This is a genomic window from Stenotrophomonas maltophilia, from assembly GCF_047497515.2.
GTDB lineage: Bacteria > Pseudomonadota > Gammaproteobacteria > Xanthomonadales > Xanthomonadaceae > Stenotrophomonas.
In genome coordinates, this window is the sequence record NZ_JAXAXL020000012.1 from 40,791 (window position 1) to 55,432 (window position 14,642).

The 14,642-nt window shown below is 61.8% G+C and carries 11 protein-coding genes; 9 read left to right on the forward strand and 2 right to left on the reverse strand.

Going from position 1 to position 14,642, the window contains the following annotated elements; all coding sequences use genetic code 11:
- The first annotated feature begins 40 nt into the window (after positions 1-40).
- From moeB to ACMZPQ_RS15960, 9 genes are all read left to right on the forward strand, one after another.
- On the forward strand, positions 41-1,222 hold the full coding sequence (moeB, locus tag ACMZPQ_RS15920) for a molybdopterin-synthase adenylyltransferase MoeB (protein ID WP_414486175.1): 1,182 nt from the start codon (positions 41-43) through the stop codon (positions 1,220-1,222).
- A gap of 217 nt (positions 1,223-1,439) precedes the next feature.
- A complete protein-coding gene (locus ACMZPQ_RS15925; protein ID WP_197584434.1) occupies positions 1,440-3,272 on the forward strand; it encodes a monovalent cation:proton antiporter-2 (CPA2) family protein in 1,833 nt (610 codons plus the stop codon).
- A gap of 379 nt (positions 3,273-3,651) precedes the next feature.
- Complete coding sequence (gene folD, locus ACMZPQ_RS15930) at positions 3,652-4,530, forward strand: bifunctional methylenetetrahydrofolate dehydrogenase/methenyltetrahydrofolate cyclohydrolase FolD (RefSeq protein WP_014036908.1); 879 nt, start codon at positions 3,652-3,654, stop codon at positions 4,528-4,530.
- 383 nt (positions 4,531-4,913) lie between these two features.
- Positions 4,914-6,371, forward strand: coding sequence for an IMP dehydrogenase (gene guaB / locus ACMZPQ_RS15935; protein ID WP_005409308.1), 1,458 nt, complete (start codon positions 4,914-4,916; stop codon positions 6,369-6,371).
- 104 nt (positions 6,372-6,475) lie between these two features.
- Positions 6,476-8,041: a glutamine-hydrolyzing GMP synthase gene (guaA, locus tag ACMZPQ_RS15940; protein ID WP_005413109.1), complete on the forward strand. Its 1,566-nt coding sequence runs from the start codon at positions 6,476-6,478 to the stop codon at positions 8,039-8,041.
- 1,082 nt (positions 8,042-9,123) lie between these two features.
- A complete protein-coding gene (locus tag ACMZPQ_RS15945; RefSeq protein ID WP_197580752.1) occupies positions 9,124-9,675 on the forward strand; it encodes a hypothetical protein in 552 nt (183 codons plus the stop codon).
- A 107-nt stretch (positions 9,676-9,782) separates the two neighbouring features.
- Entirely contained in the window at positions 9,783-10,106 is a 324-nt protein-coding gene (locus ACMZPQ_RS15950; RefSeq protein WP_197580751.1) for a hypothetical protein, read from the forward strand.
- Positions 10,107-10,183: 77 nt separating this feature from the next.
- On the forward strand, positions 10,184-11,338 hold the full coding sequence (locus tag ACMZPQ_RS15955) for a Shedu immune nuclease family protein (RefSeq protein WP_197580750.1): 1,155 nt from the start codon (positions 10,184-10,186) through the stop codon (positions 11,336-11,338).
- Positions 11,339-11,631: 293 nt separating this feature from the next.
- Positions 11,632-12,573, forward strand: a complete 942-nt coding sequence (locus tag ACMZPQ_RS15960; RefSeq protein WP_197580749.1) for a 5'-nucleotidase — start codon at positions 11,632-11,634, stop codon at positions 12,571-12,573.
- A gap of 141 nt (positions 12,574-12,714) precedes the next feature.
- Here the strand turns inward: ACMZPQ_RS15960 and ACMZPQ_RS15965 are convergent, their stop codons facing one another.
- Both ACMZPQ_RS15965 and ACMZPQ_RS15970 read right to left on the reverse strand, forming a co-directional pair.
- Entirely contained in the window at positions 12,715-13,071 is a 357-nt protein-coding gene (locus tag ACMZPQ_RS15965) for a hypothetical protein (RefSeq protein WP_197580748.1), read from the reverse strand.
- A gap of 553 nt (positions 13,072-13,624) precedes the next feature.
- Positions 13,625-14,548, reverse strand: coding sequence for a LysR family transcriptional regulator (locus ACMZPQ_RS15970; RefSeq protein WP_197580747.1), 924 nt, complete (start codon positions 14,546-14,548; stop codon positions 13,625-13,627).
- Positions 14,549-14,642 lie beyond the last annotated feature (94 nt).

Here is a 14,642-nt window from a genome sequence, read left to right on the forward strand (position 1 = left end):
CCCCCCCCCCCCCCCCCCCCCACTACCCCCGCGTTTGCGGATATCGGTCAAGGCGGCCCGGCACCACCTGCGCGATAATGCCGCCATGAGCATCCGAGAGCTTTCCCCCGCGCAGGCGCGCGAGCGCCTGACCCATGGCGCCGTGCTGATCGATGTGCGCGAGGCGCACGAACGGGCCGGGGGCATGGCCGAGGGCGCGCGCGGCGTGGCCAAGGGCGAGCTGCAGGCCGATCCGGCCGCGCACCTGCCGCGGCACGACCAGGAAATCCTGCTGATCTGCCAGAGTGGCAAGCGCTCGGCCGACGTCGCACAGTTCCTGCTGGAGGCCGGGTACGCCCACGTCGCTTCCGTGACGGGCGGCACCGTGGCTTGGCGCGAGCAGTCGCTGCCGCTGGTGCAGCCGCTGACCAGTGCGGCCGACCGCGACTTCTACGACCGCTATTCGCGCCATCTGCTGCTGCCGCAGGTGGGCGAGGCGGGTCAACGCCGCCTGCAGCAGTCGCGCGTGCTGGTGCTGGGCGCGGGCGGGCTGGGCGCACCGGCGGGGTTCTATCTGGCTGCGGCCGGGATAGGGCATCTGCGCTTCGCTGACCATGACCGCGTGGAGCGCAGCAACCTGCACCGGCAGATCGTGCATACCGAAGCCAGCGTCGGCCAGCTCAAGGTCGATTCCGCACGCGAGCGGCTGCTGGCGCTGAACCCGTCGATCGAGGTCGAAGCGGTGCCGGAGCGGATCACCTCCGAGAATGTGGACGCGCTGATGCACGGCGTGGACGTGGTGCTGGACGGCTCGGACAACTTCCCGCTGCGCTACCTGCTCAACGATGCCTGCGTCAAGCACGCCAAGCCGTTGGTGTACGCCGCCATCGAGCGCTTTGACGGCCAGGTAAGCGTGTTTGACGCCGGCCGCCAGCGCGGCGTGGCGCCGTGCTACCGCTGCCTGTTCCCCGAGCCGCCGCCGCCGGAGTTCGCGCCGAACTGTTCCGAGGCCGGCGTGCTGGGCGTGCTGCCGGGGCTGGCCGGGGTGCTGCAGGCCACCGAGGTGCTGAAGCTGCTGCTGGGCATCGGCGAGCCGCTGGTGGGGCGCCTGCTGCGCTTCGATGCGCTGGGCATGCGCTTCCGCGAGACCGGCATCCGGCCGGATCCGCAGTGCCCGGTGTGTGCGCCTGGGGTGCCGTTCCCGGGGTATATCGATTACGCCGCATTTTGCCGGGGTGGGTGAACCCACCGGGGCGTCATCCACGCATGGCGTGGATCTACTAATGCGTCGGTAGATCCACGCCATGCGTGGATGGATGTATCGGGTTTCGGGATGATGCTGGGGGTCGCTCCTTACATCGTTCCACCTCCAAGACAATCCGGCGCAACATGCGTGCTATTGCCGTCATCGGCATTGCTCTATTGTTGAACCCGATTCTGGATCTTGGGGAAAACACCGGATGGCGGTAGAAGCAGCGACCAGCGAGCTGGTCAAGGTCGTGGCCCTGTTGGGCGCGGCGGTGGTGATGGTGCCTTTGTTCCGCCGGGCCGGCCTGGGCTCGGTGCTGGGCTACTTCGCCGCCGGCCTTGCGATCGGACCGTTCGGGCTGGGCTGGTTCTCCGACCCGCAGGCGATCCTGCATACCGCCGAGCTCGGCGTGGTGATGTTCCTGTTCGTGATCGGCCTGGAAATGCGGCCCTCGCACCTGTGGAGCCTGCGCAAGGAAATCTTCGGGCTGGGCACGCTGCAGATCGCCACCTGTGCGCTGGTGCTGACCAGCATCGCCAAGCTGTTCGGCTTCCCCTGGCAGGTGGCTTTCATCGGCGCCACCGGCTTCGTGCTGACCTCCACCGCAGTGGTGATGCAGCTGCTGGCCGAGCGCGGTGACATCGCGCTGCCGTCGGGGCAGAAGATCGTTTCGATCCTGTTGTTCGAAGACCTGCTGATCGTGCCGTTGCTGGCGCTGGTGGCATGGATGGCGCCGAGCGCGGGCAGCGCCGATGGCGAAGGCTCGCGCTGGCTGTCGGTGGCGATCGGCGTCGGTGCCATCGTCGGCCTGGTGCTGGTCGGCCGCTTCCTGCTCAACCCGCTGTTCCGCGTGCTAGCCGAATCGAAGGCGCGCGAGGTGATGACCGCCGCCGCGCTGCTGGTGGTGCTGGGTGCGGCGCTGCTGATGCAGCTGTCCGGCTTGTCGATGGCGATGGGCGCGTTCCTGGCCGGCGTGCTGTTGAGCGAGTCGACCTTCCGCCACCAGATCGAAGCGGACATCGAACCGTTCCGCGGCATCCTGCTCGGCCTGTTCTTCCTCAGCGTGGGCATGGCGCTGGACCTGAGCGTGGTGGCCGCGCACTGGCAGCTGATCCTCGGCCTGGTGCTGGCGTTGATGGCAGCCAAGGCGCTGTGCATCTACGTGGTGGCGCGCATCATGGGCAGCGACCACGCGCAGGCGCTGGATCGCGGCGTGCTGATGGCGCAGGGCGGCGAGTTCGCGTTCGTGCTGTTCTCCGCCGCCGCATCGGCCGGCGTGATCGACCTGGACATCAATGCCAACTTCACCGCCGTGGTGGTGCTGTCGATGGCGCTGACCCCGCTGGTGGTGCTGGTCTACAAGCGCGTGGCGCCGAAGCCGACGGTGAACATGGATGGCGTGGACGAGGCCGATGGCCTGTCCGGCAGCGTGCTGCTGATCGGCTTCGGCCGCTTCGGCCAGGTCGCCAGCCAGTCGCTGCTGGCGCGCGACGTGGACGTGACCATCATCGACAACGATGTGGAGATGATCCAAAGCGCGGCGCGGTTCGGTTTCAAGATCTACTACGGCGATGGCACGCGTCTGGACGTGCTGCATGCCTCGGGTGCCGCCACTGCACGCGCGATTGCGGTGTGCGTGGACAAGGCCGAAGCGGCTGACCGTATCGTCGAACTGGTGGCGCACGAGTTCCCGCAGGCCAAGCTGATGGTGCGTTCGTTCGACCGCGAGCATTCGCTGCGGCTGATCCATGCCGGTGTCGATTTCCAGATCCGCGAGACGTTTGAATCGGCAGTGCTGTTCGGCCAGGCCGCACTGGTGGAACTGGGTGCGGACGAGGATGACGCGGTGGAGATCGCTGAGCAGATCCGCCGCCGCGATGCGGAGCGCTTCGAGCTGGAGATTGCCGGTGGTGGTTTGAATGCCGGTGCGCGGATGATCTACGGCAACAGCGCGCAGGGCGTACCGACGCCGACCCCGTTCACTGCACCGAAGCGCGCGAGCAAGACGCTTAACCCGCAGGATGTGCCGGAAGAGGAAGAGTAGCCCCGGTAGTGCCGGCCGCTGGCCGGCTACCTTGGCGCACCATCCGTCGGTAGTGCCGGCCGCTGGCCGGCAGATACGGAAACGTTCCTACGCCATGAGGTTGCCGGCCAGCGGCCGGCACTACCGGCAGATACGGGAACGTTGCGACGCCATGAGGTTGCCGGCCAGCGGCCGGCACTACCGGTAGATACGGAAACGTTCCGGCGTCATGAGATTGCCGGCCAGCGGCCGGCACTACCGGTAGATACGGAAACGTTCAGACGCCATGAGGTTGCCGGCCAGCGGCCGGCACTACCGCTGCACGTGTCGACGCGCGGCGGTGGGCGAGGGGGCCTGAATCGGGGACAATAGCGTCCCCGCCGCCCCACGCCCGCTCCCGATGACCGATTCCGCCCCCCAGCTTCCTGCCCGCATCCTCGATGGCCGCCGCATCGCCGAGGACCTGCTCGACAGCCTGAAGGTGCGCGTCGACGCCCGCGTGGCCGCCGGTGGCAGCCGTCCGGGCCTGGCCGTGGTGCTGGTGGGCGGCGACCCGGCCTCGACCGTGTACGTGCGCAACAAGCGCCGCGCCGCCGAGAAGGTCGGTATCGAAGCGCATGACTACGATCTGCCGGCCGGTACCACCGAAGCCGAGCTGCTCGACCTGATCGACCAGCTCAACGCCGACCCGAAGATCAACGGCATCCTGATCCAGCTGCCGCTGCCGGGCATTCCGGACGCGCGCCGGCTGATCCAGCGCATCGACCCGCGCAAGGACGTGGACGGCTTCCACCCGGAAAACGTCGGCCACCTGGCCCTGCGCGAGTTCGGCCTGCGCCCGTGTACCCCGCGCGGCATCACCACGCTGCTGGGCCACACCGACCAGCCGGTGCGCGGCCGCAACGCCACCATCGTCGGCGTGAGCAACCACGTTGGCCGCCCGATGGGCCTGGAGCTGCTGATTGCCGGCTGCACCGTCACCAGCTGCCACAAGTTCACCCCCAAGGACGTGCTGGAACAGGCCGTGCGCAACGCCGACATCCTGGTGGTGGCGGTGGGCCGCCCAGGCATCGTGCCGGGCGAGTGGGTGAAGCCGGGCGCGGTGGTGATCGACGTCGGTATCAACCGGTTGGATGACGGCCGGTTGGTGGGCGATGTTGGGTTTGAAGCGGCTGCCCAGCGGGCGAGCTGGATCACCCCGGTGCCGGGTGGCGTCGGCCCGATGACCGTGGCCACGTTGATGCAGAACACCCTGGAAGCGGCCGAAGCGCTGAGCTGACCTGCGATTGGGGAGACCTGATGTTGGTGGGTGCCAACCTTGGTTGGCACAAGGAGGGAGAGGCCTTTGCCCCATCTGGGGTGAGGGTGCCGGATGGATTGTGCCAACCAAGGTTGGCACCCACCCAAGGCAATTCCCGGGTGACTTGGATGCCCCGCATGACCCGCCCCTGGTAGGTTCCAACCTTGGTTGGCACAAGCAGGAAGAGGCCTTTGCCCCATCTGGGGTCAGGGTGTCGGATGGATTGTGCCAACCAAGGTTGGCACCCACCCAGTCCCCCTGAACCAACCGCCGCCCGCGCGACACTGCGTCGCATCTACCCCCTGCCACGCGGCGCGGAAACAGGGTAAAATGTCGCGCTTCCCCACATCTCGGGTATGCCGATGCTGCGCATCCAGGCTGAAGCACTCACTTACGACGACGTCTCGCTCGTCCCCGCTCATTCGACCATCCTGCCCAAGGACGTCAACCTCGAAACGCGGTTGACTCGCGACCTGAAGCTGAAGCTTCCGATCCTGTCCGCAGCCATGGATACCGTCACCGAAGCCCGCCTGGCCATCGCCATGGCACAGCTCGGCGGCATGGGCATCATCCACAAGAATCTCAGCCTGGAACAGCAGGCCGCGGAAGTGGCCAAGGTCAAGAAGTTCGAGGCCGGTGTCATCCGCGACCCGATCACCGTCGGCCCGGAAACCACCATCCGCGACGTGCTGGCCCTGACCCAGGCGCACAACATCTCCGGCGTGCCGGTGGTGGGCAGCGACGGCCTGCTGGCCGGCATCGTGACCCATCGCGACATGCGCTTCGAGACCGAGCTGGACGATCCGGTCCGCCACATCATGACCAAGAAGGATCGCCTGATCACGGTCAAGGAAGGCGCCGCGTCTGATGAAGTGCTGCAGCTGCTGCACCGCAACCGCATCGAGAAGGTGCTGGTGGTCAATGATTCGTTCGAACTGCGTGGCCTGATCACCGTCAAGGACATCCAGAAGAACACCGACTTCCCGAATGCTGCCAAGGATCTGTCGACCCGCCTGCTGGTCGGCGCTGCCGTCGGCGTGGGTGGCGATACCGACCGCCGCGTGGAAGCGCTGGTCGCCGCCGGCGTGGACGTGATCGTGGTCGATACCGCGCACGGCCACTCGCAGGGCGTGCTGGACCGCGTCAGCTGGGTCAAGAAGAACTTCCCGAACGTGCAGGTCATCGGTGGCAACATCTGCACCGGCGAAGCCGCACTGGCGCTGCTGGACAGCGGTGCGGACGCAGTGAAGGTCGGCATCGGCCCGGGCTCGATCTGCACCACGCGCGTCGTCGCCGGCGTCGGCGTGCCGCAGGTCACCGCGATTGACCTGGTGGCCGAAGCGCTGCAGGACCGCATCCCGCTGATCGCCGACGGTGGCATCCGCTACTCGGGCGACATCGGCAAGGCGCTGGCCGCCGGTGCCTCGACCATCATGGTCGGCGGCCTGCTGGCCGGTACCGAAGAATCGCCGGGCGAGACCGAGCTGTACCAGGGCCGTTCGTACAAGAGCTACCGCGGCATGGGTTCGCTGGCTGCCATGGAGAAGGGGTCGAAGGACCGCTACTTCCAGGACGCCGCCACCGCCGACAAGCTGGTGCCGGAAGGCATCGAAGGCCGCGTGCCGTACCGCGGCCCGGTGGGCGGCATCATCCACCAGCTGATGGGCGGCCTGCGCGCCACCATGGGCTACGTGGGCTGCGCCACCATCGAAGACATGCGCAGCAAGCCCAAGTTCGTGAAGATCAGCGGCGCCGGCCAGCGTGAGAGCCACGTCCACGACGTGACGATCACCAAGGAACCGCCGAACTACCGCGCCTGACGCGGGCCGGGCAAAGAGGAACGAGGAAGCTGATTCCCGTTCCTCTTTTTCCATCTGCTGCTGCAAATCTGATTTCGTTTTCCCTACTGCATTGCCAGGGCGCCATGACCAACATCCATAACGACAAGATCCTGATCCTCGATTTCGGCGCGCAGTACACGCAGCTGATCGCCCGCCGCATCCGCGAGCTGGGCGTCTACTGCGAAATCTGGGCGTGGGACCACAACCCGGCCGAGATCGCGGCGTTTGGCGCCAAGGGCATCATCCTGTCCGGTGGCCCGGAATCGACTACGCTGCCGGGCGCCCCGGCCGCGCCGCAGGAAGTGTTCGACAGCGGCCTGCCGATCTTCGGCATCTGCTACGGCATGCAGACCCTGGCTGCACAGCTGGGCGGTGCCACCGAAGCGGCGGACCAGCGCGAGTTTGGCCACGCCGAAGTGAACGTGATCAACCCGGATGCACTGTTCAAGGGCCTGAGCGACCACGGTGGCGAGCCGAAGCTGAATGTCTGGATGAGCCACGGCGACCACGTCTCCGTCGCGCCGCCGGGCTTCACCATCACCGCCACCACCGACCGCATTCCGGTGGCCGCCATGGCCAACGAAGAAAAGCGCTGGTACGGCGTGCAGTTCCACCCGGAAGTGACCCACACCCTGCAGGGCCAGGCGCTGCTGCGCCGCTTCGTGGTGGATGTGTGCGGCTGCCAGACCCTGTGGACCGCCGCCAACATCATCGACGACCAGATCGCCCGCGTGCGCGAGCAGGTGGGCGATGACGAAGTGATCCTGGGCCTGTCCGGCGGCGTCGATTCGTCGGTCGTGGCCGCGCTGCTGCACAAGGCCATCGGCGAAAAGCTGACCTGCGTGTTCGTGGATACCGGCCTGCTGCGCTGGCAGGAAGGCGACCAGGTGATGGCGATGTTTGCCGAGCACATGGGCGTAAAGGTGGTGCGCGTGAATGCCGCCGACCGTTACTTCGCCGCGCTGGAAGGCGTGAGCGACCCGGAAGCCAAGCGCAAGATCATCGGCAACCTGTTCGTCGAGATCTTCGACGAAGAGTCGAACAAGCTGAAGAACGCCAAGTGGCTGGCGCAGGGCACCATCTACCCGGACGTGATCGAGTCGGCCGGCAGCAAGACCGGCAAGGCGCATGTGATCAAGAGCCATCACAACGTGGGCGGCCTGCCGGAGCACATGAAGCTGGGTCTGGTGGAGCCGCTGCGCGAGCTGTTCAAGGACGAAGTGCGCCGTCTGGGCGTCGAACTCGGCCTGCCGCGCACCATGGTTTACCGCCATCCGTTCCCGGGCCCGGGCCTGGGCGTGCGCATTCTGGGCGAAGTGAAGCGCGAATACGCCGAACTGCTGGCCAAGGCCGATGCCATCTTCATTGACGAGCTGCGCAAGGCGGACCTGTACGACAAGACCAGCCAGGCGTTTGCCGTGTTCCTGCCGGTGAAGTCGGTGGGCGTGGTGGGCGATGCGCGCGCTTATGAGTGGGTGATTGCGCTGCGGGCCGTGGAGACGATCGACTTCATGACGGCGCATTGGGCGCATCTGCCGTATGAGTTCCTGGGGACGGTGAGCAACCGGATCATCAATGAGTTGCGGGGGGTTTCAAGGGTTGTCTATGACATCTCGGGGAAGCCGCCGGCTACTATTGAATGGGAATGAGTTGAAGAACGAGGGCGCCGAGAGGCGCCCTTATTGTTTGAGGGGTTTGCCTATGGGGCCCCGTTGCGAGTCTTCTGGCACGTCGTGCTGGACTGGCATCACGTCCAGAATCCGTTGCCTCCAGAGGAGGAGGCATTGGGGGAGTTGTAGACAGGTCAGCTGTCTGGCGGAGATGATTCAGGGTGAGCGTTCTCTTTGAGTGCCCTGACCATTCATTATTAGTTGCCCGCGTACGGTTGGAAGCGAGCGTCGAACGGCTCGCGATCAGGATGAATCATTGGTGGCGCGGGAGGCTAGAGTCCGCGCTGAGGATGCAAGCCCAACTAGTCGCCCAGCCGGGGCGACTTGACTTTAAATCTCGGGGGGATGATGGCAGTCGAATGGGGATCTATCGCTGATTGGGTATCAGGCATCGGCTCGTTGGCGGCAGCAGTAGTTGCCTTGCACGTAGCTCATTCTTCCCAGAAGATAAAGCTTCGCGGCTACGCTGGGCATCGCTTGATCATCGGTCCAGGCCAGCCGCGGGTAGAAGTTTTTGCAGTTTCAGTCACTAATATTTCGCAACGACCAACAGTAGTAAATAATATTGGATTTACCTTTGGAGTTTGGCGTTGGAAGAGGCATGGCATTATTGCGCTTGTGCAAGATCAGTTCGGTCACGGCATTCCGAAGCCATTGGCTGATGGAGAGACTGGGAGTTGGAGCGTCCCGCTCGGGCCAGACAATCGCTGGTTGAGAGATTTGGCATCCAAGTTCCAAATTACACGGTGGGCGGTATTTACATGGCGTGTGCATGTCTACACTTCCAATGGCGGGACAACGACACTCCGCCCCGATAAAGAAACGCGGAAGATGTTGCTGGCTCTTGCTGATGCTCCGCAGGCTAGATAGATTTTTTTGGGGCTGGCCTGCTTGCAGTAATCGCTGAGCTTGCGGGAGTGACGGGCTGCAGTACTGGCATGTTAACTGGACTTTGTCGGTCCAAGAACTAGATATATCAACGGGACAGCCCGCTATACGGTGATTTGTGGGTGAGTCGCGTAACCGGGTCAACATGTCCGTCTACTAGGTGGATAGAGCGCATGAGAGATGCCCTTCGTGTTCTGACCGAGGACGACTACTGGCTATATGGACCGAATGTCCATGAGTTCGATGAAGTTGTAGGGCTCATTCAGAAATACTCGGACTATGCTGATGCCTGTGTAGAGCAAATGCTCTCAGGCGCTGATGTTCCTCCTGAGTTCGCCGATGCGCACGTCGAGGTGTCATCTGATCTCCACTACTACAACCATCTCGAGAAAGATCTACTCTGGTCGTTCGCGTTGTGGCGGCTGCAGGGGATGTTCGAGGCAATCATGGTTGTGCGCTACCTTTCCAAAAAGCCGGGAAAGCCGCTCTTCGGATTGAAGGCCAAGCTGGAGGCCATGGCAGCTGAAGAGTATCTGACTGCCGAAGCCGATGTTGCCGAACTGCTGGCGTGGGCCAACCTCCGGAACCTTTTGTCGCATTCGCCTCCGGAGCACTTTCATCCTGTGGCGGTCGATCGTCAGGATGTGGAGGAGTACGTGACTCTCTTGAAGCGAGTCTGCGCAAACTGGGGGTCTCAGCGAGCGGGGATGCACAATGTGCTATAACCAATACGTAGTTCGGCGTGCGCGCGAGTTTTGGCATTATGCGCCGTGCGCAATGGCTCTGCGTTCCAGTCAAATCCAACATTAGGTGGTTTGCTAGGGGTGTGGCAATGAGTCAGAAAATCGAGGATGTTCTTCAGGTTCTTGCAGGAATCCGCGGTGGCTACCAACCCGATAAGCTAGGTGCAGTTCGAAGGGTGAGGATTCGGGTAGTGCATCAGATCGCTAAACAGCGGGGAATTGAGTGTCAGACCATTTCGGACGCTTATATCCGTGGGTTGGCTCCGGATATTGAGCGCACGCCGGAATTTGACCGGCTCGTAGAGGAGTGGCTGGCATCAGGGTCGAAAAGGCTCCAGCAGATTCTTCAGAATCATGCTTTAGACCGAAGCGACCTGGTGCGCATAAGTGAGTTCTTCTTGACCACCGCGTAGCAATCCATTCGAGTCTGACCCGCTCGGCAGAGCGGTCGAATTCAGAGCCGGCTTTCACACCCTATCTTCTGGTGATCATGGACAACTATCAGCATCCTAAGCCCGGGAAGACATACATAAGTCCAGCGCTTCCTGCCTTTGGAGACAAGACTCGTCGAGTTCGCATAGCGTCGAAAGTTCTGGCATCTAAGGATGGATACGAGTACGTCAAAGAGCGGGATGAAGTTGTCGTGCGGCAAAAGCCCGATGCGGCCACCTACATCAGGGCGAAATTTCTCGAAGACACTAAGGGTGTCTTCGTTCTCACTATTCAGAAGTTCTCTTCGGATACTGGCATGCCCTATGGTGCTGGCTTCTCATTCGTGGGCGAGGAGATCGGGCGCTTTTGTGAATTTCTCGCAAATATTCAGGCGGTTAGCTTGGAGAATGGAAGCTCCGTTAATATCTCTGATGCTGAGTTGCGCAGAATCGCGCTTACGTCACGCCAAGCGAAAGAGCTGGTGGTGGATAACGAAGAACTCATCGCGGAAGTTCTGCGGCATTCCGTTACGAAGAGAGACTTAGTGGCGCTTGGATACCGTAAGAGACAACTTGAGGTCTTTGCCAAACTTCTAGAGAGCGAAAGCTACTTCAATGACTTAAAGAAAAGAAAGAAATGCAAGGATGAGGCGCTGTGGCAGCAGTTTTTCGAGGCCAATCAGTGGATATTTGGATATGGACTCAGTTACATTTATTCGTCGGGGCTTGATGACAAGAATCTTGAGCAAGTGGTTCGAGGTTACCAGGTCGATCAGCCTGGGAAGCGTGTGGATGCGCTTCTAAAGACACGAGCGCTAGCCTCAACCCTGTGTTTCGTGGAAATCAAGACGCATAAGACACCTCTACTTGCCTCCTCTGATTATCGCAGGGGCTGCTGGGCACCATCAGAGTATCTATCTGGAGCAGTGGCGCAAGTGCAAGGCACAGTGTCCTACGCGGGGGAAACTATTTTTGGAAGACTCTGCCTCGCGGACAAGAAAGGCTTTCCCACGGCAGAAGAGGCTTTTAATTTCTCGCCGAGATCCTTTATTGTTGTCGGCACGCTTGGGCAGTTTTCCGGAGAGCATGGTGTGAATGAGGGGCAGCTAAGGTCCTTCGAGCTTTATCGTCGCAACCTGCATCAGCCGGAGGTGATTACTTTTGATGAGCTCTATGAGCGCGCTCGCCACATTGTAGGTGCCATTGAAGGCTAGCAATTCGTCTAGGCTGACGCTGCTTTGAGAATCGGCCTTATTCATTCGTTACGCGCGGCTACTCCTGATCATAGGGCGCCAAATCCAAGGCGAGCTTTCATGTGACTTCGGTCTGAAGCCTCATGCGGTATTTAGATTGTCTAGAGAAGTGGCGATTCGTAGGCCTATTTTCTGGACTTGCTCGATCTGGATTTGAGTTATAGAACGGAGGGCGTGCGATGCGCTGTGGATGAGTCGTGTAACCGGATTGGTGAGTTCGTCTATCAGTTATTTCTCGCGCACAGGGGAATGTCATGGCATATGAGTTGAAAGACAGGCTGGTGGTTGGTGTCGCATCGAGTGCCATGTTTGACTTGACCGAATCAGACCGAATTTTCAGGACTCAGGGCGAGGAGAATTATCGGCAGTACCAGGAAGCTCATAAGAATGATCCGTTGAGTGAGGGAGTTGCTTTTTCATTCATAAAACGCCTGCTGTCACTGAATGATTTGAGTCCCGCGGGTGTTGGACCATTGATAGAGGTCGTTCTACTTTCTCGTAATGATCCGGACACAGGACTTCGCGTGATGAAGTCTATCGAGCATCACGCCTTGGGCATCACTCGTGCGATCTTCCAGCAAGGTTTGTCTCCATACGATTACATTCCAGCTTTGAATATTTCATTATTTCTTTCATCCAACCAGAGCGATGTTGTTGAGGCCATCGCCAAGGGATTTCCGGCTGGCTACGTAATGGATTCAAAAAAGATCGACGACCCTCAAGACAAAACCTTAAGGATCGCCTTTGACTTTGATGGTGTACTTGCTGATGACACAGCTGAGACAGTTATGCAGAACACCAAGGACGTTTTAAAATTCCACGATCATGAGACTGCCAACGTTATGGAGCCGCTCGGTGGCGGTCCGCTCAAAGCCTTCTTGCTGAAGGTTTCAAAGATTCAAAAGGTAGAAGAAGAGAGGCGAAAAGAAGATTCAACCTATAGAAATCGGCTTCGCGTATCTATTGTCACGGCAAGGAATGCGCCCTCCCATGAGAGGGCTATCAACACGTTGAAGAGTTGGGGAGTGATGGCGAATGATGCATTCTTCCTTGGCGGGGTTGAAAAAAAGCTTGTCTTGAACGTTCTGCAGCCACACATCTTCTTTGATGATCAATCGGGGCACCTTGTAACGGCCAGCGAGGTGGCTCCATCGGTACATATTCCGTTCGGCATCACTAATAAACGAGATGAGTGATTGCTAGCAGATGTTTCAGGCCGACGCCGCACCACGGAGCGGACTAGTTCAGGCGTTGAAGGTTCGCTACTGGCGTGGGGCGGGCAATGGTCGATGTGACGCTCGATCAACCCTATCGCAAGTGTGCTCCGATCGAACAGGTCACTCCGGCCTAACCTCCCGACAAGCCCACTCCACCAACCCTCTACAAGCCAGAAACAACCCATCCACAACCCCCTCATCCAAATGCCGCTCCGGCTCCGCCGCCACTCGGCAGCGGTCTGCCGCGTGCAGCACCTCCAGCACCGTCAGCGCGCCCACCATCGCGCGTTCGCTCTTCGCCAGGCTCACGCGGCGGCCGGGCGACACATCGTTCTCGGGCCAGGGCAGCCCATCGGCTCCCTCACCCGCGCGAATGCGCGTGAGGATGCCGAGCAGGGAGTTCAGGTCGGGCAGGGGCGTGTCGTCGTTGATGGGCTCAACAACGGTGTATGAGGAAAAGGTGTCGGACTTTCTCATGGCGTCGGCTTCCGTGGCTGTACTTAACAGTGCCACCGTGAAAAGGTGGCGGACGATGCGTGGCTGCAAACCGGGATGAGATAGCACCATAGACCGGTGGGTCCGAAGACCCCCACGCACCGCCCGCCATACAGGCCGACGGATTGCCCGCCGGCACCGCTTGGGGACGGTGCCGACGGACAAGCGCAAACTACAGGTGCATCTCTAATCACGGGTTTGCAGACCCGCTGCCACCTTTTTTTGGTGGCGCGCCATGTTGTTTACGCGGTCGATCCGAATACCAATTGAAATTCGCGAAGAGATCGCAGAATTCGAGAGCGGAAATCTATTGTGGCATGCACTATTCGTGCCGTACGCCTCACGATTCGACGCATTCGCGCAGACGCGCTGCTGATCGCGAACGTTAGTGACGCAATCGCCCGTGCCTTCAGGGGATAGCGAGACAGCCGCCTTTACAACAATTCGTATTCCGAACCGGGCCGCAGCACCGCGCGATCAGTCAGATGGGCCGAATAGCGGTCCAAAGCCGACACCGCGGGAAGACGGCAGAAACTCAACCCATGCCGTCCTCAACCACCGTCGCATTCCCCACCAGCAACTCAATCATCGCCCGCGCCGCCGCCGACTGCCGCCGATGCGGCGCATAGATCACCGAGAACGGGCGCGACCGCCCACGCAGTTGCGGCAGCACCTCCACCAGCTGCCCGCGATGCAACCGTTCGCGCACGATGAACGCATAGCTCTGGCAGATACCGATGCCCTGTTCGGCCAGCGACACCACGCCCAGCACATCGTCGGAGGTCTCGATGGACGAACGCGGCAGCCAGTCCACGTCGCGCTCGCCGTCGCGGAAGATCCACGGAGCCAGCCGCCCGGTGCGCGGCATCACGAACGGCAGGCACAGGTGCTGCTGCAGGTCGTCCAGCGTCTGCGGCGTACCCCGGCGCTGCAGGTAGTCCGGCGAAGCCACCAGCACCAAAGGCGCATCCTCCAGCTTCCGCCCCACCAGCCCACTGTCCGGCAGCTGGCCCAGGCGGATGGCCAGGTCGAAGCCTTCGGCCACCAGGTCCACGTTGCGGTTGGTGATGTTCAGTTCCACCTGCACCTGCGGGTACTGCTGCGCAAAGCGCGCCAGCACGGGCGGCAGCCGGTAGTGGCCATAGGTGGTGGGCACGCTCAGGCGCACGCGGCCGGCCAACGCACCGTCCTGGGCCAGTACGTCGCGCTCGGCGTCGTCCAGCAGGCCGAACGCGGTGCGCACCTGTTCCAGATAGAGCCGCCCGGCGTCGGTCAGGCCCACGCGGCGGGTGGTCCGCTGCAGCAGCTGCCGGCCCAGCCGCGCTTCCAGGCGGGTGACCGCGCGGCTCAGCACCGAGGGCGTGGTGGACAGCGCCACCGCGCCGGCCGTGAACGAGCCGTGCTCGACCACCGCCAGGAACACCTCCACGTCACCCAGGTAGTCGAACTTGCGGCTCATTTGGCTCTCCGGGGAACAGATGTTTTGCGATGGGGCCAATTTATCGCCGCTGGGGCGATGAATAAAGTGGCCGCCATTCCCCGAATAGGAGCTC

Excerpts from the sequence above, each read along its gene's own strand:
- ACMZPQ_RS15925 (WP_197584434.1), top strand. The coding sequence starts at position 1,440 with ATGGCGGTAGAAGCAGCGACCAGCGAGCTGGTCAAGGTCGTGGCCCTG.
- folD (WP_014036908.1), top strand. The coding sequence starts at position 3,652 with ATGACCGATTCCGCCCCCCAGCTTCCTGCCCGCATCCTCGATGGCCGC.
- guaB (WP_005409308.1), top strand. The coding sequence starts at position 4,914 with ATGCTGCGCATCCAGGCTGAAGCACTCACTTACGACGACGTCTCGCTC.
- guaA (WP_005413109.1), top strand. The coding sequence starts at position 6,476 with ATGACCAACATCCATAACGACAAGATCCTGATCCTCGATTTCGGCGCG.
- ACMZPQ_RS15945 (WP_197580752.1), top strand. The coding sequence starts at position 9,124 with ATGAGAGATGCCCTTCGTGTTCTGACCGAGGACGACTACTGGCTATAT.
- ACMZPQ_RS15950 (WP_197580751.1), top strand. The coding sequence starts at position 9,783 with ATGAGTCAGAAAATCGAGGATGTTCTTCAGGTTCTTGCAGGAATCCGC.
- ACMZPQ_RS15955 (WP_197580750.1), top strand. The coding sequence starts at position 10,184 with ATGGACAACTATCAGCATCCTAAGCCCGGGAAGACATACATAAGTCCA.
- ACMZPQ_RS15960 (WP_197580749.1), top strand. The coding sequence starts at position 11,632 with ATGGCATATGAGTTGAAAGACAGGCTGGTGGTTGGTGTCGCATCGAGT.
- ACMZPQ_RS15965 (WP_197580748.1), bottom strand. The coding sequence starts at position 13,071 with ATGAGAAAGTCCGACACCTTTTCCTCATACACCGTTGTTGAGCCCATC.
- ACMZPQ_RS15970 (WP_197580747.1), bottom strand. The coding sequence starts at position 14,548 with ATGAGCCGCAAGTTCGACTACCTGGGTGACGTGGAGGTGTTCCTGGCG.